Origin of the sequence: Wolbachia endosymbiont (group A) of Machimus atricapillus, assembly GCF_964027095.1 — a bacterium.
GTDB lineage: Bacteria > Pseudomonadota > Alphaproteobacteria > Rickettsiales > Anaplasmataceae > Wolbachia.
Map to the genome: position 1 here is coordinate 690,407 of NZ_OZ034727.1, position 24,234 is coordinate 714,640.

The window sequence follows — 24,234 nt, forward strand, 5'->3', positions numbered from 1 at the left end:
AGTGCAGAAATGCTTTTTTGTTATCCATTAAATCGCTTCATATCTTCAACTTGCAACAAATAAGGACTATCTTTTGGTAGAGTTTTAACAGCTAGCTCAGCATATTTTGTAAATTGCTTTAAATCACCTTCAATACAAGCCTTTTTTGTCAAGGCAAAATAATGCATTGCCGTATCAGCTTCACATTTATATGCAATGCTTAAATATTTCCAGACAAAAGCGTTATTTGGTTCTACATTCAAAATCTGCTCCAGGTAAAAAATCGCCTTTTTTGCATCACCGTGTAATAATAAAGTATGAGATAATGCAAGTTTCACTAAATAACTGTTTTTCTCAGATAAATACCTAAGCGATTCCTCATACATTTTTATTGCTTCACTTAAATTTCCGGCCTTGTATAGCATTTCTGCTTTTAATTCATATAGGTATGGGTCATTGCGTGACTCTTGAATCAATGAATTAACTTTAGCAATAGCCTCTTCTATCTTTCCTTGCCTATAGCAAACTATAGCATTTACATACTCAGAATTATTTTCATATTTATTAGATAACACATGAATAGGAACAAAGAAAGAGTCTAACTTTGCAACCACACGCTCAAACTTTAGTAACTTATCCGCAAAAATTGGTTTTACGTTGTTTTTGACCTTATAATTTTGTACAGCAAATATGCGTTTCTCACTAAGTGGGTGAGTGCGGAAATATTCCTCGGTGTTCTCATGATCAATACTTTTAAAATAATCAAAAATCTCTTTCATACCTGAATTATCATAGCCAGATTCATCAAGGTACCTTAAAGCATAGCTATCTGCTACACTTTCTTGCTCTTGAGAATAGTTAAAAAATAGCCCTGAACTGAGTGCTACACCACTAAGCAAAATTGCACCAGCAACCTGAGGGTTAATGATAATACTAGAAACTAATCCTACCATATAACTAATCATTGCTATCGATTGAAAATAACCCATAGCACTACTCATTTGCAATATATGACCAGCAGATATGTGAGCAATCTCATGTGCTAATATACCAAGCAGGACATAAGGTTTAGCCGAGTATTGTAAAAGTCCTAAATGAATGAAGATACTGTTGTTGTTAATTACAAAAGCATTAATCGAATTATCATTAATTATAAAAACTTTCATTCGGTCACTATCAATGTTTGCAGCGAAAAATAAAGGTTGCGCTAGCTCTTTCACTATTGCTTCCACTTCACTATCTCTAATAATGTTAATAGAGTAAGCATTATTATAATATGCAAAAAAGAACAATAAGGTCAAAAACTTAGCAATTCTAAACATGGAAATTCTGTGCTTGTATAATTTATAGGAATTCTATATTTTAACACTTAAATTATACAAATTTATAAACGCTAGTTTAATTTTTTAACGTAACTGATAAGTTTGTCGATGGTAGTTAACTTAATTTTATGTTGTTCAGCAAATTTAAGTAACTGAGGTAAGCGCATCATAGAGCCATCATCATTCACTAATTCACAAATAACTGCTGAATGATCAAACCCTACTAACTTCGCCATTTCAACACTCGCTTCAGTATGACCAGCACGTTGTGCCACCCCACCTTTATGTGCAATTACAGGAAAAACATGACCTGGAGTTATGATGTCATCCTGAGTGCCATCCTTGTTGATAGCAGCATGTATAGTTTTCGTTCTATCCTCTGCTGAAACACCGGTTGTAATGCCATAACGTGCATCAATTGATGTAGTAAATGCGGTATGATTTTCACCAATATTTTTCTTTTCCATGAAATTAAGGCCCAACCTCTTCATGTGAAATTTAGTCATTGCTAAGCACACAACCCCTGTACCGTACCTAACCATAAAAGCCATATGTTCTGGTTTTACTTTTTCAGCTAAGACAACCAAATCACCTTCATTCTCTCTACTTTCATCATCAACTAAAATGAATAATTTACCGGAACGAGCATCCTCTAATACATCTTCCACAGAAGAAATACCGGGTAGACTCATTGAAGCATAAGTGGCCTGTACCATAATAATTTACTTAAATTCAATCTTAACTATTTTATACAATTTCTCTCCATTTGGCACTGTCACTTCCACATACTCACCGACTTTTTTGCCGATTAAGGCACTCCCAAGTGGTGAACTAGTAGATATTAACTGCTTTGAAACATCAGCTTCATATTCGCCTACAACCTTATAAACATATTCCACTTCACCGTTATTATCACTTAACATGCTTAATGTCACAGTTGCACCAAACATTACTGAATCACCAGACAAATTTTTTACTTCTATTACTTCCGCATGTGAGAGCTTACTTTCTATCTCCATTATACGGCCTTCAATAAAACCTAACCTTTCCCGTGCTGCATGATACTCTGTATTTTCAGACAAATCACCTTGATCACGAGCATCAGAAATAGCCTGTATCACAGAAGGTTTTTCTTCCTTTAATTTTTCAAGTTCGGCTTGCATATTCTCAAAACCTTCCCTCGTCATAGGAAATTTATTAATAATGGATGAAGCCATAATCACCACCTAAACGCAATTAAATTGAGTAACGAAATTACTCACAATGTTAAAAATATCACCTTTTATATCATCACTCATGTCATTTGACAACTTTTTTAAAACCCCAGGGTGTACAGTATGAAAATAATTAATAAGATCATGTTCAAATTTATTAATGTAACTTATTTGTATTTTACTTAACTGATTATATAGGTTAGAAAAAATATACATCAGCACTACTTGCTCTTCTATTGACATAGGTAAATGTTGTTTTTGCTTTAATAACTCGACAAGATATTTACCCTTATTCAAGGATAATTGAACACTAGCATCAAGATCAGAACCAAATTTTGCAAAATCTTCTAATTCTCTATACTGAGCTAAGCTTAGCTTTATAGAACTAGCAACTTTCTTCACAGACTTTAGTTGTGCAGCAGAACCAACCCGTGAAACTGACAAACCTATATTTACTGCAGGTCGAAATCCTTTATAAAATAATTCAGACTCAAGAAAGATCTGCCCATCGGTAATTGAAATAACATTTGTTGGCACATATGCAGATACATCACCAGCTTGAGTTTCGACAATCGGCAAAGCAGTTAAAGACCCCTGCCCTTTTTTATCAGACATTTTAGCAGCTCTTTCAAGCAAGCGAGAATGTACATAGAATATATCTCCAGGGTAAGCTTCACGACCAGGAGGACGTCTGAGCAATAAAGACATCTGCCTATATGCCACAGCATGCTTAGATAAATCATCATATATAATCAAACAATGCATTCCATTGTCACGGAAAAATTCCCCAATAGTGCAACCAGCATAAGGTGCTAAAAATTGCATAGGCGCGCAGTCAGATGCACTAGCCACAACTACAGTTGTATACTCTAATGCTCCGCTTTCTTTCAGCTTATTTACCACTTTTGCTACTGTTGAAATTTTTTGTCCAATAGCAACATAAACACAGTAAATTTTTTGATTTTCGTTTACCTCATCGTTAATCTTCTTCTGATTGATAATAGTATCAAGCGCAATAGTAGTTTTACCAATTTGTCTATCGCCAATAATCAATTCACGCTGCCCTCTACCTATTGGAATTAGCAAATCTATAATTTTAATTCCTGTTTGTAGTGGCTCATGCACAGACTTACGATCAATAATGCCTGGCGCTTTAGATTCTATATCCATTCTGTTTTTGGCTCTAATTTCCCCACCGTCGTCTATAGGATGGCCCAACGCATTTACAACTCTCCCTAACAATTCATGCCCTATAGGCACCTGCACAACATCACCACTACATTTTACAACGTCCCCTTCTTTCACATCACGGTCATTACCAAGCACAACTATTCCAGCCGTATCATGATCTAAATCAAGAACTATTCCTTCTACACCGCTTGCAAAAAATACCTTTTCACCGAATTTTGCTTTTTCCAGCCCATAAACCAATGCGATACCATCTGTTACTGAAATTACTTCACCTATATTTTCCCGCTTTATAGGATTATCAAACGTCTCAACTTTTTCCCTTATTACACTTGCTATCTCAGAAACATTCATACTGTTCTTCATACAAAATTCCTTACTTTTAATATTTCCATTTTACTTAAGTCAACTAACCTATCTAAGTAACTTTTTAGCGAAGCATCGATCAAATTAAAACCATACCTAACTACGAAGCCACCTAGTATAGAAGGGTCAACCACATTGCTTACTTTTATTATTTTACCAAGAAAGCTCAAAGATTCAGTAATTATTTTTATATCAGATTCCTTTAAAGCTTCTGCTGACTTTATAGTAATTTCGAATTCATTTTCATTTTCTTTTGCAAGACTTAAGAATTTTTCTAATATAAGGATCAATAAACTAGAGCGTTTGTTTGCAAATATAACCATAATAAATTTTACTAAATTTTCACTCAAGTGCTCATTTATAGAAAGCATCACTTCTTTTTTGTGTGCAAAAGAAATCATAGGATGAGATAGGTACACAAAAACATCACGTTGATCCTTAAAAAAAGCCAATAAAAATTCTACTTCTTTCCTTATAATACCTAACCTGCTTCCTGAGACATGAAACAGCACTCTAGCGTAAGATGAAACTAAATTATTGTATTGGGTCTTTTTCATATTAAATCCAGTAAATCTAAATTAATTCAGCTACAAACCTTCCATTCTTCAATCCAAGCATTTTTTATATAAACAGGTCCTCTCTTTAAGGAAAGAAAACATAAATCATATCTGACTGAATAATCTAAAAAACTAAGGTTTGTACTTAAGAAATACTTAGAAGAATTTATAATAGACTGACATTGAAGATGAGATATCGGTATTTCTTTTCCAAGTAAACTTGTTTTAACTTCTATAAAAATCAGCTCCTTTTTTTTAGATACAATTAAGTCAATTTCACCGAACTTACAACGGTAACGGCGTTTTATAACATTATACCATTTCAGCTTTAAATATGCCAAAACTAACAATTCGCCAAAGTAACCTACAAAGTAGCGTAACCTACTTACCATAAGAAGAACAATTATGATAATAATTAACTTTGTGTAACTACTTTGCCTCCTTCTCTATTTTTACTATAAACCTTACCTCTTGCTGCAATATCCCTATTAACCAGTTCTATCACTGCCATTGAAGCACAATCACCCTTTCGAGTGCTAAATTTTATTATTCTAGAATACCCACCTTTACGATCTTGATAACGGCTGGCTAAGACGTTTAATAACTTATCAACTGCTAACTTACTATTATGAAGGCGTGAAAGCAAAAGTCTTCTACCATGTAAAGTATTCTTATTCTTAGCAATTGTAATAAACTTTTCGACATATGGACGAAGTTCCTTAGCTTTTGGTAAAGTAGTTACAATCTGCTCATGGTTAATTAATGAGATAGATAGATTCTTTAACGTCGATAATCTATGTTCAGTGCAACGAGATAGTTTACGTTTTTTTATTCCATGTTTCATATATCACCTAATCTTCATCAGTATGTTGTTTAGCCAACTCATCTATATCCTTAGGCGGCCAGTTTAGCACATTCATACCCAAAGACAAGCCAAAATTAGCCAAAACTGCCTTAATCTCATTCAAAGACTTCCTGCCAAAATTAGCAGTTCTTAACATTTCACCTTCTGTCTTTTGCACAAGATCACCTATATAAGTGATGTTTTCGTTTTTCAGACAGTTATGAGACCTGACAGATAATTCCATTTCATCTACCTTACGCAATAAGACAGGGTCATAACCCAAATCTTTAGCACCACTAGACGAAGAAACCTGCGATTTTTTATAACTTACATCAGAACTAATAAAGGGCTGAAGTTGCTCCTGTAATATTCTTGCAGCAGAGTCAACAGCTTGACTTGGAGAGATTGTACCATCAGTTTCAATTGACAATATCAGCTTATCCTTATCAGTCACTTGGCCAACACGACTATTCTCTACCCTGTACGAAACCCTGTTGACAGGGCTATACAAAGCATTAACTGGAATAAAACCAATTAAATCCTGTTCACTCATAAGCTTCAAAAGTTCATTTTCTTTATACTTAGTTACAGGAAGATAACCTTTTCCGCTAGCCACATATATGGTCATGTTAAGCTCTACATTTTGCCCCAGCGTACATATTAACAAATCTTTATTAACAATAGAGCATTGATCATCAGTTTCTATCATCCCAGCTAATACCTGGCAAGGCCCTTTAGCGTTTAAATTTAAGCATTTATTAGAAGCACCATTTAATTTACAACTCAACATGCCCATATTTAATACTATATCAGTTACGTCTTCTCTTACCCCTTGAATTGAAGTAAACTCATGAGTTATACCTTCAATTTTTATTCCATAAACAGCACTACCTTTAAGAGAAGATAACATTACACGTCTTAATGCATTACCTAATGTTAAAGCAAAACCACTTTCCAACGGTTCTAGGACTATATCACCTTTTTCACTTGAATCATCTGATATTACCTTAACTGAACTAGGTTTAATCAATTTATCTAAATTGCTACAGAGAGAAACATTATTATTATAATACATAAAACAACCTTTTCAAATATCCTATACTCTTCTTTTTTTTCTTAACCTGCATCCATTATGAGGAATTGCGGTTTTATCTGCAATTGAAGTCACAGTCAACCCACAGCTCTGAAGTGCTTTAACCGCAGCTTCGGTACCAAAGCCAGGACCACGAATTATTACAGAGACAACCTTCATACCAAATCTCTCCATTGCATTCTTCGCAGCAGCCTCCGCAGCCTTACCTGCAGCATAAGGTGTGGATTTTCTCGAACCTGAAAAACCACATGCACCCACAGAAGTTTGACATAGCGTATTACCATGAACATCAGTTACATTTACAAAAGTATTATTAAAAGTTGTACGAATATGAACAACACCAGTAATAAACTCCTTTGTATTCTTACCAACCGTTTTGACTTTTTTCATTAAAACTCACAATAATAATAAATTTTATTTTTTCCCAGCAATAGGCAACCGAGATCTACCTTTACGAGTCTTAGCATTAGTATGAGTCCTTTGCCCTCTCACAGGTAAACCTTTTCTATGTCTCACTCCTCTATAGCATCCCATTTCCACTAAAGATTTTATGTTCATAGCCACTTCTTTTCTGAGCTCACCTTCTATAACATAATTTTGTCTAATGAAACTGCTGATCTTTTCTATATCTTCATCTCGTAATTCTGAAACACGTTTGCGCTTATCAACTTCACAAGCGTGACAAATTACATTCGCAGTAGCAATACCTATACCATATATATAAGTTAATGCAAAAGGAACACATTTCCTCACTGGAATATTTATGCCTGCAATACGTGCCACTGGTACCTCGATACTTTATTAATAACAACTCTTAATTTATACCATAAAACAACTCAGAGTCAAACCAAATTACAAGAAATTTTACTTTCAATCTCTTGCGTTACCTCATCAACACTCAAATTAGCGTCAATTGTTAATAATTTGCCTTTATAATACTCGCGTAAACCTTTCATTTGAAGGTGATATTCACTTATTCTCTTATTAATTGCAGACATATCAGCATCATCAATTCTTTTCTCTAACCTCGTACTTTTACATTTAGCACAAGTAGTACTCTTAAAAGAAGATACACTATATATGCTTTTACAGTCCAAACACGCGAGACGATTTTTTAATCTATCGATTGCAATATTATCGTCAAGCTGCAGTTCAATTACAATATCAACATCCCTATTATATTTTTCTTGCAAAACTTGAGTCAAAAAATGAGCCTGGTTTAAATTTCTTGGAAAACCATCTAATAAGCAATTATCATCCATTAATGCAAGCTGGTCATGCAATAATCCACATATAATTTCATCTTGAATTAAATTACCAGATTCCACGGTACCCTTTATTTTTTTACCTAACTCACTGCCATTAGATATAATATTCCTTAATAAATCCCCCACTGAAATTAATTTTAAATTATATTTTGCTATTAACAAGCTTGACTGAGTACCTTTACCAGAACCTGGAGGACCAAAAATCGTAATGATCATCTTACTTTCCTCGTTTTAGACTCATATTTCTTTATCCAGCTATCGTACCTATTCGAAAAAATATAAGATTGTATTTGCATAATAGTATCAGTAATAACGTTCACTATAATCAGTAGACTCGTCCCACCAAAAATAAATGGTATATCATAATAATATCTCATAACTTCAGGTACAGTACATATGACTACCAAATACGCAGAGCCAATGAATGTCAACTTAAAAACTATATCTTGAAGGTAATCAGAAGTATGTTTCCCAGGCCTTCTACCAGGTATAAAACCACCATTTTTTTTAAGAAAATCTGCGTTTTCCTCTGGATTAAATATAAAATTGGTATAGAAAAAATTAAAAAATACTATCAGCACCAAATAGGCTACAATATATACTACTTTATTTGCCATAAAGTAATTTAAAATAAAATCAGAAAAAGCGTGCCCCTTATAGAAATTTGCAATTGAAATAGGTGTCAATAAAATTGCATTAGCAAAAATGGTTGGTACTACACCAGATAAATTAATCTTCAATGGAATATAAGTAAAATCGTCATTATGTAATCTTTTAAATTGCTTTTTAGGATGTTGAACAATAACTTTTCTATAAGAAGACTCTACAAAAATGACTAAGACTAGCAGCAAAAAAAACAATACCAAAACAAAAAGGATAATAAATAACGATACGCTACCGTTTTTATTTAACGTTAACAGAGATGACAAAGCGCTGTGTAACTCTGATATTATGCCCGTGAAAATGATTAATGAGATACCATTGCCTATACCGCTAGCACTGATTCGTTCACCAAGCCATATTAAAAGCATAGTTCCACCTAAAAGGCTGAAAACACCTATTGTACGAAACATAACACCAGGTTCGATTACAACCAATACCCCTTCCCTATTCATCCCTTCCAATCCAACCAAAATTGGAATTGATTGAAATACACAAATTACTATGGTCAGGTAGCGTATATAAGAATTCATCTTTCTACGGCCTGACTCTCCATCATTCTTAACTTCCTTCATTCCTTTAATCGCAGAAGAAAGCAACTGAATAATGATAGAAGCCATTATATATGGCATAACATTCAATGCTAGAATTGTCATTCTAGCCAATGCACCACCAGAAAATAAATTAAATACTCCAAAAACACCTGAGCCCTCTTTGGGAAATATATCATTAATTACATCAAGATTAATTCCAGGAATAGGCACATAAGTACCCAAGCGATAGCAAATTAAAGCTATTAGCGTAAAAAATATACGTTTTAATAAATCGCCTTTATATAACAACGTAGGATCCAAGCTATTAAATGCGGATTTATTGCCCATGATTTACGATAGTATTTCCACACTACCACCAACTGAAGCTACAGATTTTTTTGCAGCTTCTGACGCAAAATCAACATGAAACACAAATTTTTCGCTCAACTTACCTTTATTAAGAAGTTTAATTTTATCCTTAATAGACTTTATAAAACCTAATCTATACAGCCTCTCCTTATCTATAACAGAGTCTTTCACTATTTTTTTAGCTTCCATTAAGCGCTGTATATCGCCAACATTAATTATAGAATATATGTTCCTACGTATAGGCTTAAAACCTCTTTTAGGCAAACGAGTATATATAGACTGTTGTCCACCCTCAAAACCATTTATGGAAACTCCACTTCTAGTCTTTTGCCCTTTATGCCCTCTACCGGATGTTTTACCTTTACCACAACCGATACCTCTACCCAGCAACTTAGGCTTCTTTTTCTTAGATAACTTAGTAAATATAGAGTTTAATTTTACAGCATTATTCATACTTTACCTGTTTCCAACTATCTCGCTAATCTTTTTGCCTCTTTTGCTTGCTACCTGACGAGGAGATAACATACTATCAAAAGCCTTAAATACCGCACATATAACATTATGAGGATTATTTGATCTAGTGGATTTAGCTACCACATCCTTTATACCTAACACCTCAAAAACTGATCTAATCGCTCCACCAGCAATAATACCTGTTCCGGCTCTTGCGGTTCTTAAAACTATCTCACCAGAACAAAATTTAGCTTTAATATCATGATGCAAAGTTCTACCTTCACGCAAGTACACTCTAATCATCGATTTCTTTGCAGCATTTACAGCTTTGACTCTTGCTTCAGCAACTTCTGCGTGCTTACCTATTCCACATCCTACCCTACCCTTCCCATCACCAACAACAACCAAAATTGAAAATGAAAATCTTCTGCCACCTTTGGTAACCGTTGTTACTCTTCGTACCGAAACTAAAAGCTCTGATAAATCATTATTATTTTGTAAATTCTTTATAGCCATATTCAAAACCTTCTAAAACTCAAATCCAGAACTTCTTAAAGCCTCAGCAAATTGAGAAACTAATCCTGTATATTTATACGCTCCACGATCAAATACTAGCTTTTGTTCTAATTTCAGACCAGATAAGCGCTCAATCATTAAAGAAGAAACCTGTTTTATAGTTTCAGCATTGACTTTTCCTTTACATACATCCTTAATTTTAGCATCCAAAGTAGAAGCTGAAGTGAGAGTTACTCCTTTTACATCATTAATTAACTGGACATAAAAATGCCTATTAGATTTAAATATGGATATACGCAAACGTTCAGCGCTCTTGTCAAGCTTCGCTCTATTACGCAACTTCCTTTTTTCATAGTTACTTAAAAAATTATATAACCTTCTCATCTTAATTACTTCTTTTTACTTACAACTTTACGCAACATAAATTTACCCTTTATTACAATACCCTTACCTTTATAAGGATCGTACTTCCTAATCCTGCATATATCAGATGCCACCATATAGACTTTTTGCTTATCCATACCACTAACTACTAAGTGAGTTGGCTTTATGCACTTAATCTCAACATCTTTAGGCACTTTATATTTAACATTATGGCTATAACCAAGATACAAAGTCAAATACTTACCATCACACTCTGCCTTATATCCAACACCATTAATCTCAAGATTAACAGAAAAACCATCAACCATGCCGTTAATAATATTATTAATATTACTCCTATAAGTGCCCCACATAGGCTTTATTTCATCATAATCATCTTTATCTTGATCCACAGAAAGGAGTAGCTGATTATCAACAATCCGGCACACAACATCACTGATTAAGCTAAGCTCTTTTTCAGCCTTAGCACTCTTTATTAACATCCTACCATTATTATATTCAACTGAAATACCAGCAGGAATATTGATAGGAGCAGCACCTATACGAGACATGAATTTCTCCTATTATTTAAAACACACGACACAAAACTTCTCCACCAACCTTTAACTTATGTGCATTATAATCAGTCATCACTCCTTTGGGTGTCGATATAATAAAAATACCAAGACCATTATATGCTTTAGAAATGTCCTTATACTTAGAATAACAACGACAACCAGGCTTTGACACCCTAACTATGTCACTAATTACAGGTGACTTCTCATAATACTTCAATTTTACAATGAAAGAAGGTAAATTATCTACAACTTGCTTTTCATAATCAAGGATATACCCTTCATCTTTTAAAATCTTCAGTATAGAAGAATTCACTTTAGAAAACAACACTCTTGTTGTTCTATGCATTGCCAATTGAGCATTACGTATCCTTGTTAAAAAATCACCAATACTATCAGATAACGCCACAATATACTCCTTATATTATATTTACCAACTAGACTTTGTAACTCCTGGAACTTGCCCAAAAGAACATAAATCACGCAAAACAATTCTACATAAACCAAATTTTCTATATACTCCTCTTGGTCTCCCAGTTAAAGCACACCTATTTCTAATTTTGGTTTTAGAAGAATTTCTAGGCAATTTTTTAATTAATTTATTTTGAGCTGTAAACCTTTCTACAATAGACAAATTCTTATTATTTATTATAGATTTCAATTTCTCTCTTTTTTCTTTATATTGATCGCACAGCTTTATTCTGCGAAGATTTCTTTCTATCATAGATTTTTTTGCCATATATTTCTCCTCTCAATTAATCAAAAAAAGGAAATTTAAGAGCCAGTAATAATTCCTTTGCTTCCTTATCACTAACTGCACTTGTTATAATATTAATATCCATACCTCTAATTTTACTTATTTTATCATAGTCTATTTCTAAAAACGAGATATGTTCCTTTATACCAAAGGAAAAATTACCATTACCGTCAAATTGCTTCACACTAAATCCTCTAAAATCTTTTTCCCTTGGCAAAGCAATATATATCAATCTTTCTAAAAACTCATACATTTTATCTCTACGCAAAGTTACTTTGCAACCTACTGTAGCACCTTTTCTGATCTTGAAGCCAGAAATAGATTTTTTTGCAAAAGTTGATAAAGGCTTCTGCCCAGCAATCAAATATAGGCTATCAAGTGGTTCATTTATTGCTTTACTATCTGTAGCAGCATCTCCAACGCCCATATTGATACACACCTTGACAAGTTTAGGCACTTGCATGATATTGCCGTAATTAAACTTATCCTTTAAGGACTTTACTATGCTATCTTTATACAATTCTTTAAACATATCAACCTAATCTATCACTTCTCCAGAAACTTTTGCAAAACGCACTTTTCTACCGCCTATAACCTTAAACCCCACTCTAGTTGGAGTTTTATATTTAGGGTCTAATGTTGCAATGTTGGATATATCAATAGCTAACTCTTTATTTAATATACCACCACTACTACCAGCTTTTGGTTTAGTGTGTCTCTTATGTACATTTACCCCAGAAACAATTACTTTCTTTTTAGCATCACATGCCACAACTTTAATCACTTTACCAATTTTTCCCTTATCTCTACCAGTTAAAACTATAACGTCGTCACCACTTTTTATTTTAGCACTCATTATAAAACCTCAACAGCTAATGACATTATCTTCATAAAAGAACCAGATGATAACTTTTTTACCGGACCAAATACCCGAGTGCCAAGTGGTTCACCTTGATCGTTAATCAAAACTACAGCATTGCTAGAAAAACGAATTACAGAACCATCAGATTTTCTAATAGGGCTTTTCACCCTCACCACAACTGCTCTATATACTTTTCCCTTCTCAACCTTCCCTCTTGGAGTAATAGATTTAGTAGATACAATAACTGTGTCACCTATAGATGCAGACTTTCTACCACCCAATAAACCAATACAAAGCACTGCACGCGCACCAGAATTATCAGCTACTTCCAACAATGTATTTTTTTGAATCATATAAATATCCTATTCAATGTGAGCTATTAACAACAACCCATTTTTTAGTAGTAGAAATAGGCTTGTGTTCTTGTATTAAAACCTTGTCCCCTTCTTTACAACTATTATTCTCATCATGTGCTGTATACTTCTTGTATTTTTTTATAACCTTTTTATACAGCTGATCCTTATACACTTGTAATACCGAAACCTTTACAGTCTTATCACACTTAGCCTTAGTTACAGTACCACAAAAAACCTTTTTAGGCATTCTTTTCCTCTCTTCTTCTTTTATTTAATGTAGTTAGAATACGAGCTATGCTCTTTCTTATTAAGCTAAAACGCGAAATATTGTTGCACTGCCCCAACTTCTTTTGAAAAACCAAATTAACAAACTCTTTTCTCAAATTTACAAGAATTTCATGCAATTCTTGTGAAGACCTCGATTCAATGTCAGCTATATCCATTGCAACTCCATTTAATTATGATTAGATACAAATTTACACTTCATAGGAAGCTTAGCGGTTGCCTTTTCAAGCGCCAATCTTGCTAAATGCATGGGAACATCACTGCTAATCTCAAACAACATTCTACCGGGCTTAGCTTTAAACACCCAAAATTCAACACTACCTTTTCCCTTACCCATACGTACATCTGCCGGCTTTTTACTAACAGGGGTATCAGGAAAAATTCTTATCCACACTTTACCAGAGCGTTTTAATGTTCTAGATATTACACGCCTTGCAGTTTCAATATGCTTAGACTGAATCCTACCTGCTTCTACAGCTTTTAAGCCATAATCTCCAAAAGATAATGTGCTACCACCTTTTGTATTACCCTTAATTCGCCCCTTAAATACCTTCTTATATTTACTCTTTTTGGGAACAAACATCTCAATATACCTTAATTACCAATATAAACCCAAACCTTAACTCCTATAATACCATATATAGTTTTTGCTTCACAAAAAGCATAATCTATATTAGCACGTAAAGTGTGTAAAGGCAAACGACCTTCTTTATACCATTCAGTACGAGCTATCTCAGCTCCGCCAAGGCGCCCAGAACAACTTACTTTAATACCTCTAGCACCCATCCTCAAACAACTTTGAATAGCTTTTTTCATCGCTCTTCTAAATGAAACCCTTTTTTCTAACTGTTGTGCAATGCTGCTTGATATTAAAACTGCATCTATTTCAGACCTTTTAACTCCTACTACATTCACTTCCACATTATTTTTTACTTTTTCAGCTATTTTTTGCTTTATCTTCTCAATATCTGAGCCTTTCTTACCTATTATCACTCCAGGTCTAGAAGAATGTATTATTACAGACACCAAATCGATTGTACGCTCTATAATTACTTTAGAAACACCAGCATGCTTAAAAGATTCATTTATATAACTGCGAATAGATAAATCTTGATGCAACCCTTGTTTATAACCCTTCTCAGCATACCAAACAGATGACCAAGTATTAATTATTTTTAACCTAAATCCTTTAGGATTAACGTTTCCCATACTTTTGCACTTTCCTTATTAATTTTCTATTTTTATGAATCATATAATTTCTCCCAATTTTACAGTTATATTACTATAACGTTTACTAACTCTATTAGCTCTACCCATAGCTTTTGGACATACCCTACGCAAAGTAAGAGACTTACCTATTGAAATTTCTTTTATATATAAATTATCGATATCCAATCCATAATTATATTGAGCATTAGCAATCGCAGAATTTAATACCTTCCTTATAAGACCCGCAGCTTTCTTTTCACAAAATCTTAATTGCACAGTGGCAAAAGAAACTTTTTTATTACGTACTAAACCAGCAACCAAATTCAATTTACGAGGAGTTGATTTTAAAACCCTAGAACCAGCTTTAACTATTACATCTCTGTTTTTCATATCAATTACCTTCTTGTCGCCTTTTTATCACCACTATGCCCAGTAAATTTACGAGTGGGCGAAAATTCACCAAACTTATGACCTATCATATTCTGATCATTAACATTAACAGGAATGTAATCCTTACCATTATAAACAGCAAACTTTAAACCTAAACAATTAGGAAGAATTACAGAAGCCCTGGAATGAACTTTTATAGCCATGTTAACAAACCCCTTGTTTAAAGCATTATTCACCGACTTTAATATAGAAGGATGACAAAAAGGAGGCTTCCACGCAGATCTACTCATAAACTAACCTTTCAATTGTTTTATATACTTATCACTAGATTTATTTTTCCTCCGAGTTTTCTTTCCTTTTGTTGCAACACCCCAAGGAGTAACAGGATGACGACCACCAGAGGTTTTTCCTTCCCCACCTCCATGAGGATGGTCAACCGGATTCATTGCAACCCCACGCACAGTAGGTCTAATTCCAAGCCACCTACTTCTTCCAGCTTTACCCAGCTTTCTATTCTTATGGTCAGGGTTAGATACTACACCAATAGTAGCCTTGCAAGAAGATAAAATCAACCTAATTTGACCAGACCTGAGTCGTAATAAAACATATTGGCCATCATGACCAACAATTTGCGCATAACAACCAGCAGCTCTAGCAATCGCAGCACCATTACCTGGCTTCAGCTCAACATTATGAACGAAAGAACCAACAGGTATATACTTGAGTAGCAAACAATTACCTGGCAAAATATCAGCATCATTTCCAGCTGTAACAATATCACCAGGCTTCATACCTTGAGGAGCTAATATATAAGACTTAATATCATCTTCCTTATATGATATTAACGCTAAAAACCCACTTCTATTTGGATCATACTCTATTTTTTCAACTATACCCTGACCACTTCTATTACGCTTAAAATCTATAACTCTATACTTCTTTTTGTGACCACCACCCCTATGACGAGTTGTAATTCTACCATAATTATTTCTTCCACCACTGGACTTTTTACCGGATGTAAGAGACTTTTCTGGCTCATCTTTTGATAAACCAACTTTACTTACTAACACAGTCCCACGAGAAGACGGAGTAACAGGATTAAAAAATTTCATACCCATATTAAACGCTCATTATATCTAATTTTTGACCATCTATCAAAGAAAAATAAACTTTCTTTTTCTGTTTTTCACAACCAATCACACCCCTGAAACGCCTATATTTAGGCTTAATTCTAACAACATTTATAGAAGAAATTTTAACATCAAATAGAGACTCTATTGCCAACTTTATTTGACGCTTATTTACATTTACAAAAACATACAAAGAATATTTATTAAACTTCTCCCTCAAAAAAGAGGCCTTTTCTGTAATTATAGGAGATTTTATTATATTATTATATTTGATCATAACAATCTACCTTCAAGATGCTTTAAAGTATCCTTTGTCAACATCACGCATTCGTGATTCAATATATCAAAGACATTTAACCCAATAGGTTTGATTAAGTCTACATAATGCAAGTTTCTAACAGCACGCAACAAATCATCTCCATAATCACCAACTATCAAAAAGGAAGAAAATTTAAAATTTTTAATACATTTACACATTTCAGACGTTTTCTTCACATCAATATTTAAATTATCCAGAATAATCACTTGATTATTTAAATACTTTAGAGATAAAGCAATTTTTAAACCAAATTTGCGTACCTTCTTATTAAGAGAATAAGTATGACTCCTCACAACAGGGCCGAAAATAATCCCACCACCTCTAAATTGAGGAGATCGCAAGCTCCCTTGTCTTGCCCTACCGGTACGTTTTTGACCATAAGGTTTAGCTGTTGTACCAGAGACATCACTGATACCTTTTGTTTTATGAGTACCAGCTCTTCTCTTCGCTAATTGCCATCTCACTATATCATGCAAAATACTCAATTTTTGCTTAGCAGAAAATATCAAAGGATTGAGCTGAGCAGTACCTACATTATTATTAGATAGATTAACTAAATTACATTCCATAACTAACTTACCAAATTACTAGCATCATCATTTACATCTAACAGTAAACCTACCGGAAAAGGAACATCTTTATGTAAAGATTTTTTAACTGCATCTCTTACAAAAACATAGGAATTTTTAAACCCAGGAACATTATTACCCTTCACAGCAATTATACTATTTTCATGATCAATGGATAATATCTTCATATTTTGTGCAGTTATTCTGCTGTTACCTAAATGACCAGCCATTTTCTTTCCTTTGAATACTCTACCAGGATCCTGACATTGACCAGTGGAACCTTGTGATCTGTGAGCAATAGAAACACCATGAGATGCCCTAAGCCCACTGAAGTTATGCCGCTTCATCACACCAGCAAATCCTTTACCTATAGAATAACCCGTAATATCAAGATATTGACCAACCACAAAATGATTGATTCCCACTTTTTTACCACATTCTATTCCCGACAGGTCATTTAATCTACTTTCGTATAACTTACATTTATTATTTATACCCTTTTTCTTTAAATATTCCAACTGAGGTTTTGCTATATTTTTAAAATCTCCTGTGCCTAAAATGACTGAATTATAGCCACATTTATCTTGTCCTTTTATATCAACAATATAAGTTTCGCTGAGATGCAATAAAGTTACAGCCATGCGACTATTGTCAGAATACATAGCAGTATGACCAATATTCATCATTAGTAAACCAATTCTCCTCAGCGAATTTATTCTCTTCATTTCCTTCTCCTAAACCTTAACTTCCTTGACTTTTAAATCCACTTCTACGCCAGCAGAAAAAGATAAACCTGTAAGCATCTGCACCATAGTAGGAGTAAGATCATGTAAAACAATCAAACGCCTAGAAGTTCTCATTTCAAACTGTTCACGAGATTTTTTATCAACGTGAGGAGATCTATTAACAATAAATTTAGAATCTTTTCTTGGCAACGCAATCGGACCAGATAATTTTGCATTGGACCGCTTTAATTCATCAACAAATTTTCGAACACACTCCTCCAATAAAGAACAATCGAAAGCCTTAATGTTAATATATATATCTTGCTTCATCTTAGTTACTACTCTCACTCCAAAATTTCAGAAACAACACCAGAACCAACAGTTCTACCGCCTTCTCTTATCGCAAAACGCAATCCCTTATCCATTGCTATCGGTACTTGCAATTCTACTTCTACACTCACATTATCTCCTGGCATTACCATCTCCTTCCCATCTAGCAATTTTATGCTCCCAGTTACATCCGTTGTCCTTAAATAAAACTGTGGCTGGTAATTCGCAAAAAATGGTGTATGCCTTCCTCCTTCCTCTTTCTTTAATATATAAACCTCCGCCCTAAACTTTCTATGCGGCGTTATCGTCCCCGGTTTTGCTAATACTTGCCCTCTCTCCACTTCTTCTCTTTTTGTTCCTCTTAACAATATTCCTACATTGAGTCCTGCACTCCCCTTATCCAGCAACTTCTTAAACATTTCTACACCTGTGCATATCGTCTTTTGCGTCGCTTTCAGACCTATTATCTCTATCTCTTCTCCCGTCTTTATCTCTCCCTTCTCTATCCTTCCTGTTACCACCGTTCCTCGCCCCGATATCGAAAATACATCCTCGATTGGCAATAAAAATGGTAAATCCACAGGCCTTGGTGGAACCGCCACATACTCATCTAACTTTTCCATCAATTTATCTATTGATTTCTTTCCATATTCGCTACTGTCATCCTCCAGCGCTTTCAATGCAGACCCCACTACCACAGGCACTTCATCCCCTGGAAATCCGTATTTATTCAGCAATTCCCTCACTTCCATTTCTACCAAATCTATCATATCAGCATCAGCAACATCAGCTTTATTTATATACACCACGATATATCCAACACCTACCTGCTTCGCTAGCAATATATGCTCTCTCGTTTGTGGCATTGGCCCATCAACCCCCGACACTACCAATATCGCCGCATCCATCTGTGCTGCACCTACTATCATGTTCTTTACATAGTCAGCATGTCCAGGACAATCAACGTGTGCATAATGCCTTTTTTCCGTCTGATACTCAACATGCGCTGTTGCTATCGTTATCCCCCTTTTCCTTTCTTCTGGCGCCTTATCTATCTGATCGTACGCTACAAAACTTCCATAATGCTTTGTTATCGCCGCTGTTAACGTTGTCTTCCCATGATCCACATGTCCTATTGTTCCCACATTTACATGCGGCTTTCCAAATGCTTCCACTACTGCTGTCATAATTTAAACTTTTCTACCTAAAATACAAATACATCAATAAATAATATGTTGATTTTATAAAAATACAACAAAAAAAAGAGCGGATAGTGGGAATCGAACCCACGTCACTAGCTTGGAAGGCTAGAGCTCTACCATTGAGCTATACCCGCACAATGGAGGAGGTAGGATTCGAACCTACGTACGCAATGCGGACAGATTTACAGTCTGTTACCTTTAACCACTCGGTCACTCCTCCACAAAAATTTGTTAAGAGAACGCTATTTTAGTACCTTAACTCAAGCTTTTATTGTATTTAATACTAAACGCCTAAAATTAAAAAATCAAGCAATAAAACCTACCCTGATTAAAATCATGCAGATTTCATTTTATACAACACAATATTGCCAATAAAACGTCTAAATAAATAATGCGAATCATGCGTACCTGGCGCTTCTTCTGGATGATATTGCACAGAAAAGACTAAGTAATCCTTCATCATTATCCCCTCTACACTATTATCAAATAGAGAAATGTGAGTAATTTCAACATTACTTGGAAGAGAAGCTGAATCAACAACGAAACCATGGTTTTGGCTAGTGATCTCAACTTTTCCACTAATTACATCATAAACTGGATGGTTACTCCCTCGGTGACCAATATCCATCTTGATGGTCTTTGCTCCCAAAGTAATCGCAAGTAATTGATGACCCATGCATATGCCAAAAATTGGTATTTTAGATTTTATAATAATGTCTATCTCTGAAACTACACTTTCTCCTATTTCTTGCGGATCACCAGGACCATTTGAAAGCACTATACCATCTGGATTCATACTCAACACTTTTTGAGCAAAACCTGTGCTTGGTCTGATTAATTCAACTGTACAACCAAGTTCTATTAAGCGTGAAACTATACTGATTTTTACGCCAAAATCAACGATTACAACCCTATATTTTGCATTAAGGTCACTTTTAAAATTACTATGCAAGCTGACTTTATTGGTTATTTCTATCCCATTTACAGATTTGTATTCCTTCAATTTGTCCAACACATGCGTCTCGCTTGACGGGCATATCATTCCACTTTGAGATCCATGTTTTCTCAAATGTCTCGTTAAAGCTCTAGTATCAATTCCTGATATCCCAACCACGTTATTTTTCTCTAACCAATCATTTAAACTGATATATGAAGAAGGGTGGGACATAGAAGAAAGTTCACGCATAACCACACCACTTGCAAAAATTTTCTCTCCTTCATTATCTTTATGGTTTATTCCAATGTTACCAATATGAGGAAAAGTGAACGTTATAATTTGATCAGCAAAAGAAGGATCAGTTATAGTATGCTGATAACCGGTCATACCAGTGGTAAAACAGACCTCACCTATGCACTTGCCTTTTTTACCTACTGATTTTCCCCAAAAGCACTTGCCATCTTGTAAAATTAAAACTGCGTCCTGCACTTCATTATCTATTTAACTGATTCAAAACAGTATACAAGAATTTCAAATAATACGTAACTCTTTCTAAAATTCCAAATTTAACCACGAGGCGGCGAAGAACAACATGAAAAAAACTTTTAACGCGCTCTTTCATAAAATATGTTGACTATCTCCGTATTTTATATTAGGTATACTCCGGCAGTTATGAAATGGAGGTTTATTATATCAAATGAAATCCAACCTAAAAATAAGTTACTAATTGTAGGAGCTGGCTTACTATTCTTTGCGATGGTGTTCCCATCATTTTTTCTCTTAGCAAAAATAGCCATAGGATTAGCTATGATCGCAATTGCAACAATCGCGGTAAAAATTTTCTCAAAAACAATATCAAACGCTCTTGAAAAAGAAAAAGTAGATCAGAATCAGGCAGCACAACAAACAACACAAAGTAAAATTATAAACCTAGCTATTGGATTAACATTTATATTTGCAGGAGGATTATCAATGCTCATTATAGCAAAAACTGGCTTAATTGCAGCATGTGCAGCTATAACTGCTTTAGCTCTACACGAATATGTTAAAAATGAAAAAATAGGAAAAGAGATAAATGATAAATTCGATAAGGTAGCTGACGATACAATCAATTTTATTGTTAGCAATGTTGAAAAACTTATTCCAACAAAGCCGCCAGGCATAACAGCCTAAACTGTCTCCGTTCAGCAGAGTGGTTTAAGAAACAATAGATAGAAGGTTTTGAAAAGGGTTCAGCCTTCTTTTTATGTCCGCCTTGAGGAACTTCTTGTACAATTAGTTTCTCTTGAGAAAATGAATCTAACATTTTAACACTCCCTTTAACTCTTACATCATATATTGAAAAATAATTAACCTAACTTATAACTTGCACCTTTATCAGCTTGTTAGGTAGAATTATTAAAGAATTAGTTGAATAGGTATTATGATTCAATTCAACTCCATCCACAAGTTCTCCGCTTGTTACTCCAGTTGCAATAAACACTGATTCACCTCTTGTCATATCTTTTATGGTGTAGATTTTTTCTGGGTCATCAATATTTAAATTTTTTGCTCTTTCTCTTAACTGATCTGTGTCAAATATTAATCTTCCCTCCATCTGTCCACCGATTGAACTCAGCGCTGCAGCCGCAAGCACCCCTTCTGGTGCCCCTCCTATTCCGATATACATATCGTGATTGCCATTTACTAGTGAAACTACGGCCGCAACATCACCATCATCTATTAGTTTAACTTTTGCTCCTAACTCCCTGATTTTCACTATTAATTCATCATGCCTTTCACGATTAAGTATAGTTACTGTAAGATCATTTACTTTACATCCTTTTGCCTTGGCTAAATTGTCTAGATTCTTTTCAATGCTATTTTTTAGTGAGACTACACCCTCTGGGAGATTTTTTCCTACTGCTATCTTTTCCATATAAACATCAGGTGCATGTAAAAAATTACCTTTTTTCGTTGCAGCAAGAACGGACATTGCCCCTTGTTTATGGTGAGCGCAGATTGTGGTGCCCTCAAGTGGGTCAACAGCAATGTCGATTTCAGGACCATTTCCAGTGCCAACCTTCTCTCCAATATACAGCATTGGTGCTGAATCTCTCTCACCTTCACCAATTACGATAGTACCATTTATTTCCATTGAATTTAATACTGTACGCATTGCATCAACTGCAACCTGATCAGCCTTTTTTTCATCGCCGAAGCCTGCTAGTTTATATGCAGCAAGTGCTGCAGCTTCGGTCACTTTAACTAATTTATAGGCTAAATCTTCCATCATTTGCTTTAAGAACTATATTCAATATATATCATGCTACTTGAAACTGCAATATGTCTTGACTGGTTGTGGGAAAGTTGCTATAATAAACTAACATATAGTAGTAGGTTTAGTTATGGCATATAGTAATGATGATATTAGAGAGTTGTATCGAAAGATAGCTACAATTGTAAAATATGATGATAAGGGAATTGCTAGTCTTAAAGATTTGCAAAAGGAACCAAAGTGGAAAGAAGTTAATTTTCAAGATAAGTGTAAAGGAGACAATTTATTAGGAGACTTACTTCTAAAACATGCAACCGAACATAACAACCCACGCGTTAAGGATCTTTTTCTTAGAAATGGGTTCAAGATTCCTCAACAAGAACAGATAACTACAGAGGTAAATGAGGAAAGAGAACCTGATGTAGAAGAAAATGGAGCAGGCAGCAATGCAGCAGATTCTAATAACTCCAGAGGTAGTCAATTTGCTACGTCATACAACAAGATAAAGGAAATTGTAACTAATAACCCTAGTATAACTGCTCAGGAATTTGGTGAGAAGCTTAAAAAAGAGAAAATAGATATAAAAATAACAAACCAGGATGGTTGGACTTTGCTTTATTATGCTGTTCGTTCAGAAGGGCCTAGTATTACCGGCGATCGCAGTATATTCCTAAGGGTTGTTGGATTGCTCACAAATTCAGACATTAAAGTCAATGGTATTCAAGATACGGCTTATACTTTATTAGATCATGCCGCAATAAAAAAACAAGCTGACGTTGTAAAGATACTTTTGAATAGTGGCAAATTTAATGAAGAAGAAAAATTTAACGCTCTGCGTCTTGCTATTGTTCAAGGTAATGTCCAAGAAGTTGGGGTATTTTTAGGTTATGTAAATGATGAAAGCAGACGAGCAGCTGTAGAGTTGGCTATAAATAATAGACAAAAAGAAATTACTCAGGTGCTTTTAAACTTTATTGTACCAGAAACACCTAATGTAGAAAAAAACGGAGCAAAACCTTGCAGCAGTAATGGGAACATTGGTAGTAGACCTGTAAATACACCAAATGGCCAGCTAAATCATAATAACGAAAATAAAACGCCTGTATCAACAAGGACTGACCAAACTGCCACACCAAATAATGATAATAAAGCTAACGGCTTCGTAGATGCTCAATTTTCTGTGCCAAATGAAAAAGAAACTAAATATAAAGAAAGCAAGGAAAATTTTTATACCTCATTAACAAAAGATGTTGTTGGAGTTGTTGTTACAGGGTTATTCATTGCTGCTGCTGTGATGGTTCCATCTGTGGCTGGTGCGGTGGTTTGTGGTGTTATAGCTGCTTTGGTTGCAACATATATCGGATTACATGTAAAAAATTCTACATTACCAAGCTATAGAGAAATGGAAAAAAATAAAGTTGAACACGTGAGTTCAGGTATACAAAAGGGGTGATTTAAGAGAAATCTTTGCCAAGCAGGATGTCATCCCAGTGCCCTGACTACTTGGATCCAGAAAACTTAACTTTAAATAAGTGGCTGCATAATAAAGACTAGATTCCAGTGTCAGCTACTTGGATGACACCTCTCTTGGGCTCTTTTAACCATA

37 protein-coding genes and 2 tRNA genes are annotated in these 24,234 nt (G+C 34.6%); 2 read left to right on the forward strand and 37 right to left on the reverse strand.

Going from position 1 to position 24,234, the window contains the following annotated elements; translation table 11 throughout:
- Positions 1-20: 20 nt before the first annotated feature.
- The 36 genes from AAGD68_RS03325 to carA all read right to left on the reverse strand — a co-directional run bounded on the left by AAGD68_RS03325 (position 21) and on the right by carA (position 20,860).
- The gene (locus AAGD68_RS03325; protein WP_265045507.1) at positions 21-1,301 is read right to left on the reverse strand and encodes a M48 family metalloprotease; all 1,281 of its coding nucleotides are present in this window, start codon (positions 1,299-1,301) and stop codon (positions 21-23) included.
- A 71-nt stretch (positions 1,302-1,372) separates the two neighbouring features.
- The gene (gene ribB / locus AAGD68_RS03330) at positions 1,373-2,017 is read right to left on the reverse strand and encodes a 3,4-dihydroxy-2-butanone-4-phosphate synthase (RefSeq protein WP_182182755.1); all 645 of its coding nucleotides are present in this window, start codon (positions 2,015-2,017) and stop codon (positions 1,373-1,375) included.
- Between the two features lie 6 nt (positions 2,018-2,023).
- The gene (gene greA / locus AAGD68_RS03335) at positions 2,024-2,518 is read right to left on the reverse strand and encodes a transcription elongation factor GreA (RefSeq protein ID WP_341814114.1); all 495 of its coding nucleotides are present in this window, start codon (positions 2,516-2,518) and stop codon (positions 2,024-2,026) included.
- A 9-nt stretch (positions 2,519-2,527) separates the two neighbouring features.
- A complete protein-coding gene (atpA, locus tag AAGD68_RS03340) occupies positions 2,528-4,069 on the reverse strand; it encodes a F0F1 ATP synthase subunit alpha (protein ID WP_253309074.1) in 1,542 nt (513 codons plus the stop codon).
- A complete protein-coding gene (gene atpH / locus AAGD68_RS03345; protein WP_253309075.1) occupies positions 4,066-4,626 on the reverse strand; it encodes an ATP synthase F1 subunit delta in 561 nt (186 codons plus the stop codon). The genes atpA and atpH overlap by 4 nt, the downstream gene beginning before the upstream one ends.
- Before the next feature lie 26 nt (positions 4,627-4,652).
- The gene (locus tag AAGD68_RS03350) at positions 4,653-5,018 is read right to left on the reverse strand and encodes a YraN family protein (RefSeq protein WP_253309076.1); all 366 of its coding nucleotides are present in this window, start codon (positions 5,016-5,018) and stop codon (positions 4,653-4,655) included.
- 23 nt (positions 5,019-5,041) lie between these two features.
- Positions 5,042-5,470: a 50S ribosomal protein L17 gene (gene rplQ, locus AAGD68_RS03355; RefSeq protein ID WP_253309077.1), complete on the reverse strand. Its 429-nt coding sequence runs from the start codon at positions 5,468-5,470 to the stop codon at positions 5,042-5,044.
- 7 nt (positions 5,471-5,477) lie between these two features.
- Complete coding sequence (locus AAGD68_RS03360) at positions 5,478-6,545, reverse strand: DNA-directed RNA polymerase subunit alpha (RefSeq protein WP_253309078.1); 1,068 nt, start codon at positions 6,543-6,545, stop codon at positions 5,478-5,480.
- Positions 6,546-6,566: 21 nt separating this feature from the next.
- Positions 6,567-6,953 (reverse strand): 30S ribosomal protein S11, encoded by a 387-nt coding sequence (gene rpsK, locus AAGD68_RS03365; RefSeq protein WP_341814115.1) that lies wholly within the window; start codon positions 6,951-6,953, stop codon positions 6,567-6,569.
- Between the two features lie 24 nt (positions 6,954-6,977).
- Positions 6,978-7,346: a 30S ribosomal protein S13 gene (gene rpsM, locus AAGD68_RS03370; RefSeq protein WP_007550179.1), complete on the reverse strand. Its 369-nt coding sequence runs from the start codon at positions 7,344-7,346 to the stop codon at positions 6,978-6,980.
- Between the two features lie 59 nt (positions 7,347-7,405).
- The gene (locus AAGD68_RS03375; RefSeq protein ID WP_253309080.1) at positions 7,406-8,047 is read right to left on the reverse strand and encodes an adenylate kinase family protein; all 642 of its coding nucleotides are present in this window, start codon (positions 8,045-8,047) and stop codon (positions 7,406-7,408) included.
- The gene (secY, locus tag AAGD68_RS03380; RefSeq protein WP_253309081.1) at positions 8,044-9,372 is read right to left on the reverse strand and encodes a preprotein translocase subunit SecY; all 1,329 of its coding nucleotides are present in this window, start codon (positions 9,370-9,372) and stop codon (positions 8,044-8,046) included. Before secY ends, AAGD68_RS03375 begins: the two co-directional genes overlap by 4 nt.
- 3 nt (positions 9,373-9,375) lie before the next feature.
- On the reverse strand, positions 9,376-9,846 hold the full coding sequence (gene rplO / locus AAGD68_RS03385; protein ID WP_341814116.1) for a 50S ribosomal protein L15: 471 nt from the start codon (positions 9,844-9,846) through the stop codon (positions 9,376-9,378).
- Between the two features lie 3 nt (positions 9,847-9,849).
- Positions 9,850-10,362 (reverse strand): 30S ribosomal protein S5, encoded by a 513-nt coding sequence (gene rpsE, locus AAGD68_RS03390; protein ID WP_253309082.1) that lies wholly within the window; start codon positions 10,360-10,362, stop codon positions 9,850-9,852.
- 12 nt (positions 10,363-10,374) lie between these two features.
- Positions 10,375-10,746, reverse strand: a complete 372-nt coding sequence (rplR, locus tag AAGD68_RS03395) for a 50S ribosomal protein L18 (protein ID WP_250294835.1) — start codon at positions 10,744-10,746, stop codon at positions 10,375-10,377.
- Positions 10,747-10,751: 5 nt separating this feature from the next.
- The gene (rplF, locus tag AAGD68_RS03400; protein WP_253309084.1) at positions 10,752-11,297 is read right to left on the reverse strand and encodes a 50S ribosomal protein L6; all 546 of its coding nucleotides are present in this window, start codon (positions 11,295-11,297) and stop codon (positions 10,752-10,754) included.
- Between the two features lie 16 nt (positions 11,298-11,313).
- Positions 11,314-11,709 (reverse strand): 30S ribosomal protein S8, encoded by a 396-nt coding sequence (rpsH, locus tag AAGD68_RS03405; RefSeq protein ID WP_064124654.1) that lies wholly within the window; start codon positions 11,707-11,709, stop codon positions 11,314-11,316.
- 21 nt (positions 11,710-11,730) lie between these two features.
- Positions 11,731-12,039 carry a 30S ribosomal protein S14 gene (gene rpsN, locus AAGD68_RS03410; RefSeq protein ID WP_064124653.1) on the reverse strand — a complete coding sequence of 103 codons (309 nt, stop codon included), beginning with the start codon at positions 12,037-12,039 and terminating at the stop codon, positions 11,731-11,733.
- A 16-nt stretch (positions 12,040-12,055) separates the two neighbouring features.
- Entirely contained in the window at positions 12,056-12,589 is a 534-nt protein-coding gene (gene rplE, locus AAGD68_RS03415; RefSeq protein ID WP_010962750.1) for a 50S ribosomal protein L5, read from the reverse strand.
- Between the two features lie 6 nt (positions 12,590-12,595).
- Entirely contained in the window at positions 12,596-12,913 is a 318-nt protein-coding gene (gene rplX, locus AAGD68_RS03420; protein WP_406833359.1) for a 50S ribosomal protein L24, read from the reverse strand.
- A complete protein-coding gene (gene rplN, locus AAGD68_RS03425; RefSeq protein WP_006279348.1) occupies positions 12,913-13,272 on the reverse strand; it encodes a 50S ribosomal protein L14 in 360 nt (119 codons plus the stop codon). The genes rplX and rplN overlap by 1 nt, the downstream gene beginning before the upstream one ends.
- A 13-nt stretch (positions 13,273-13,285) precedes the next feature.
- Positions 13,286-13,522 carry a 30S ribosomal protein S17 gene (gene rpsQ / locus AAGD68_RS03430; protein ID WP_264732192.1) on the reverse strand — a complete coding sequence of 79 codons (237 nt, stop codon included), beginning with the start codon at positions 13,520-13,522 and terminating at the stop codon, positions 13,286-13,288.
- The gene (gene rpmC / locus AAGD68_RS03435) at positions 13,515-13,718 is read right to left on the reverse strand and encodes a 50S ribosomal protein L29 (RefSeq protein WP_006279350.1); all 204 of its coding nucleotides are present in this window, start codon (positions 13,716-13,718) and stop codon (positions 13,515-13,517) included. The genes rpsQ and rpmC overlap by 8 nt, the downstream gene beginning before the upstream one ends.
- Positions 13,719-13,729: 11 nt before the next feature.
- Entirely contained in the window at positions 13,730-14,143 is a 414-nt protein-coding gene (gene rplP / locus AAGD68_RS03440; protein WP_250294844.1) for a 50S ribosomal protein L16, read from the reverse strand.
- Between the two features lie 11 nt (positions 14,144-14,154).
- Complete coding sequence (gene rpsC / locus AAGD68_RS03445; RefSeq protein ID WP_253309088.1) at positions 14,155-14,769, reverse strand: 30S ribosomal protein S3; 615 nt, start codon at positions 14,767-14,769, stop codon at positions 14,155-14,157.
- A gap of 39 nt (positions 14,770-14,808) precedes the next feature.
- On the reverse strand, positions 14,809-15,159 hold the full coding sequence (gene rplV / locus AAGD68_RS03450) for a 50S ribosomal protein L22 (RefSeq protein ID WP_096616838.1): 351 nt from the start codon (positions 15,157-15,159) through the stop codon (positions 14,809-14,811).
- 5 nt (positions 15,160-15,164) lie between these two features.
- Positions 15,165-15,449, reverse strand: coding sequence for a 30S ribosomal protein S19 (gene rpsS / locus AAGD68_RS03455; RefSeq protein WP_006279181.1), 285 nt, complete (start codon positions 15,447-15,449; stop codon positions 15,165-15,167).
- Between the two features lie 3 nt (positions 15,450-15,452).
- Positions 15,453-16,277: a 50S ribosomal protein L2 gene (gene rplB, locus AAGD68_RS03460; RefSeq protein WP_341814117.1), complete on the reverse strand. Its 825-nt coding sequence runs from the start codon at positions 16,275-16,277 to the stop codon at positions 15,453-15,455.
- A 1-nt stretch (position 16,278) separates the two neighbouring features.
- Positions 16,279-16,566: a 50S ribosomal protein L23 gene (locus AAGD68_RS03465; protein WP_064124642.1), complete on the reverse strand. Its 288-nt coding sequence runs from the start codon at positions 16,564-16,566 to the stop codon at positions 16,279-16,281.
- The gene (rplD, locus tag AAGD68_RS03470; RefSeq protein WP_064124641.1) at positions 16,563-17,177 is read right to left on the reverse strand and encodes a 50S ribosomal protein L4; all 615 of its coding nucleotides are present in this window, start codon (positions 17,175-17,177) and stop codon (positions 16,563-16,565) included. The genes AAGD68_RS03465 and rplD overlap by 4 nt, the downstream gene beginning before the upstream one ends.
- Positions 17,178-17,179: 2 nt before the next feature.
- A complete protein-coding gene (gene rplC / locus AAGD68_RS03475) occupies positions 17,180-17,902 on the reverse strand; it encodes a 50S ribosomal protein L3 (protein WP_253309090.1) in 723 nt (240 codons plus the stop codon).
- A 9-nt stretch (positions 17,903-17,911) separates the two neighbouring features.
- On the reverse strand, positions 17,912-18,232 hold the full coding sequence (rpsJ, locus tag AAGD68_RS03480; protein ID WP_265045500.1) for a 30S ribosomal protein S10: 321 nt from the start codon (positions 18,230-18,232) through the stop codon (positions 17,912-17,914).
- A 14-nt stretch (positions 18,233-18,246) separates the two neighbouring features.
- Positions 18,247-19,419, reverse strand: coding sequence for an elongation factor Tu (tuf, locus tag AAGD68_RS03485; RefSeq protein WP_182158996.1), 1,173 nt, complete (start codon positions 19,417-19,419; stop codon positions 18,247-18,249).
- A 78-nt stretch (positions 19,420-19,497) separates the two neighbouring features.
- Positions 19,498-19,568: transfer RNA gene (locus AAGD68_RS03490), tRNA-Gly, on the reverse strand.
- Between the two features lie 4 nt (positions 19,569-19,572).
- A tRNA-Tyr gene (locus tag AAGD68_RS03495) sits at positions 19,573-19,654 on the reverse strand.
- Between the two features lie 114 nt (positions 19,655-19,768).
- Complete coding sequence (gene carA, locus AAGD68_RS03500; protein WP_253309091.1) at positions 19,769-20,860, reverse strand: glutamine-hydrolyzing carbamoyl-phosphate synthase small subunit; 1,092 nt, start codon at positions 20,858-20,860, stop codon at positions 19,769-19,771.
- A 183-nt stretch (positions 20,861-21,043) separates the two neighbouring features.
- Here carA and AAGD68_RS03505 point away from each other — a divergent pair, with 183 nt between their 5' ends.
- Positions 21,044-21,544 (forward strand): hypothetical protein, encoded by a 501-nt coding sequence (locus tag AAGD68_RS03505; protein ID WP_253309092.1) that lies wholly within the window; start codon positions 21,044-21,046, stop codon positions 21,542-21,544.
- 181 nt (positions 21,545-21,725) lie between these two features.
- Here AAGD68_RS03505 and glpX read toward each other — a convergent pair whose 3' ends face one another.
- Entirely contained in the window at positions 21,726-22,643 is a 918-nt protein-coding gene (gene glpX / locus AAGD68_RS03510) for a class II fructose-bisphosphatase (protein ID WP_253309936.1), read from the reverse strand.
- A 115-nt stretch (positions 22,644-22,758) separates the two neighbouring features.
- Between glpX and AAGD68_RS03515 the strand changes: the two genes are divergently transcribed.
- Positions 22,759-24,081: an ankyrin repeat domain-containing protein gene (locus AAGD68_RS03515; protein WP_265045497.1), complete on the forward strand. Its 1,323-nt coding sequence runs from the start codon at positions 22,759-22,761 to the stop codon at positions 24,079-24,081.
- The last annotated feature ends 153 nt before the right edge of the window (positions 24,082-24,234 follow it).

Excerpts from the sequence above, each read along its gene's own strand:
- rplR (WP_250294835.1), bottom strand. The coding sequence starts at position 10,746 with ATGAGAAGGTTATATAATTTTTTAAGTAACTATGAAAAAAGGAAGTTG.
- rplC (WP_253309090.1), bottom strand. The coding sequence starts at position 17,902 with ATGAAGAGAATAAATTCGCTGAGGAGAATTGGTTTACTAATGATGAAT.
- rpsC (WP_253309088.1), bottom strand. The coding sequence starts at position 14,769 with ATGGGAAACGTTAATCCTAAAGGATTTAGGTTAAAAATAATTAATACT.
- rplE (WP_010962750.1), bottom strand. The coding sequence starts at position 12,589 with ATGTTTAAAGAATTGTATAAAGATAGCATAGTAAAGTCCTTAAAGGAT.
- rplD (WP_064124641.1), bottom strand. The coding sequence starts at position 17,177 with ATGGAATGTAATTTAGTTAATCTATCTAATAATAATGTAGGTACTGCT.
- AAGD68_RS03465 (WP_064124642.1), bottom strand. The coding sequence starts at position 16,566 with ATGATCAAATATAATAATATAATAAAATCTCCTATAATTACAGAAAAG.
- rpsS (WP_006279181.1), bottom strand. The coding sequence starts at position 15,449 with ATGAGTAGATCTGCGTGGAAGCCTCCTTTTTGTCATCCTTCTATATTA.
- tuf (WP_182158996.1), bottom strand. The coding sequence starts at position 19,419 with ATGACAGCAGTAGTGGAAGCATTTGGAAAGCCGCATGTAAATGTGGGA.
- rpsK (WP_341814115.1), bottom strand. The coding sequence starts at position 6,953 with ATGAAAAAAGTCAAAACGGTTGGTAAGAATACAAAGGAGTTTATTACT.
- secY (WP_253309081.1), bottom strand. The coding sequence starts at position 9,372 with ATGGGCAATAAATCCGCATTTAATAGCTTGGATCCTACGTTGTTATAT.
- rplB (WP_341814117.1), bottom strand. The coding sequence starts at position 16,277 with ATGGGTATGAAATTTTTTAATCCTGTTACTCCGTCTTCTCGTGGGACT.
- glpX (WP_253309936.1), bottom strand. The coding sequence starts at position 22,643 with ATGGAAGATTTAGCCTATAAATTAGTTAAAGTGACCGAAGCTGCAGCA.
- rplP (WP_250294844.1), bottom strand. The coding sequence starts at position 14,143 with ATGTTTGTTCCCAAAAAGAGTAAATATAAGAAGGTATTTAAGGGGCGA.
- AAGD68_RS03350 (WP_253309076.1), bottom strand. The coding sequence starts at position 5,018 with ATGGTAAGTAGGTTACGCTACTTTGTAGGTTACTTTGGCGAATTGTTA.
- rplQ (WP_253309077.1), bottom strand. The coding sequence starts at position 5,470 with ATGAAACATGGAATAAAAAAACGTAAACTATCTCGTTGCACTGAACAT.
- rplO (WP_341814116.1), bottom strand. The coding sequence starts at position 9,846 with ATGAATAATGCTGTAAAATTAAACTCTATATTTACTAAGTTATCTAAG.
- rplF (WP_253309084.1), bottom strand. The coding sequence starts at position 11,297 with ATGTCTCGTATAGGTGCTGCTCCTATCAATATTCCTGCTGGTATTTCA.
- AAGD68_RS03515 (WP_265045497.1), top strand. The coding sequence starts at position 22,759 with ATGGCATATAGTAATGATGATATTAGAGAGTTGTATCGAAAGATAGCT.
- ribB (WP_182182755.1), bottom strand. The coding sequence starts at position 2,017 with ATGGTACAGGCCACTTATGCTTCAATGAGTCTACCCGGTATTTCTTCT.
- rpsE (WP_253309082.1), bottom strand. The coding sequence starts at position 10,362 with ATGGCTATAAAGAATTTACAAAATAATAATGATTTATCAGAGCTTTTA.
- rplN (WP_006279348.1), bottom strand. The coding sequence starts at position 13,272 with ATGATTCAAAAAAATACATTGTTGGAAGTAGCTGATAATTCTGGTGCG.
- AAGD68_RS03375 (WP_253309080.1), bottom strand. The coding sequence starts at position 8,047 with ATGATCATTACGATTTTTGGTCCTCCAGGTTCTGGTAAAGGTACTCAG.
- AAGD68_RS03325 (WP_265045507.1), bottom strand. The coding sequence starts at position 1,301 with ATGTTTAGAATTGCTAAGTTTTTGACCTTATTGTTCTTTTTTGCATAT.
- AAGD68_RS03505 (WP_253309092.1), top strand. The coding sequence starts at position 21,044 with ATGAAATGGAGGTTTATTATATCAAATGAAATCCAACCTAAAAATAAG.
- atpH (WP_253309075.1), bottom strand. The coding sequence starts at position 4,626 with ATGAAAAAGACCCAATACAATAATTTAGTTTCATCTTACGCTAGAGTG.
- rpsN (WP_064124653.1), bottom strand. The coding sequence starts at position 12,039 with ATGGCAAAAAAATCTATGATAGAAAGAAATCTTCGCAGAATAAAGCTG.
- rpmC (WP_006279350.1), bottom strand. The coding sequence starts at position 13,718 with ATGGATATAGCTGACATTGAATCGAGGTCTTCACAAGAATTGCATGAA.
- AAGD68_RS03360 (WP_253309078.1), bottom strand. The coding sequence starts at position 6,545 with ATGTATTATAATAATAATGTTTCTCTCTGTAGCAATTTAGATAAATTG.
- greA (WP_341814114.1), bottom strand. The coding sequence starts at position 2,518 with ATGGCTTCATCCATTATTAATAAATTTCCTATGACGAGGGAAGGTTTT.
- rplV (WP_096616838.1), bottom strand. The coding sequence starts at position 15,159 with ATGAAAAACAGAGATGTAATAGTTAAAGCTGGTTCTAGGGTTTTAAAA.
- rpsQ (WP_264732192.1), bottom strand. The coding sequence starts at position 13,522 with ATGCCTAAAAAGGTTTTTTGTGGTACTGTAACTAAGGCTAAGTGTGAT.
- atpA (WP_253309074.1), bottom strand. The coding sequence starts at position 4,069 with ATGAAGAACAGTATGAATGTTTCTGAGATAGCAAGTGTAATAAGGGAA.
- rplX (WP_406833359.1), bottom strand. The coding sequence starts at position 12,913 with ATGAGTGCTAAAATAAAAAGTGGTGACGACGTTATAGTTTTAACTGGT.
- rpsJ (WP_265045500.1), bottom strand. The coding sequence starts at position 18,232 with ATGAAGCAAGATATATATATTAACATTAAGGCTTTCGATTGTTCTTTA.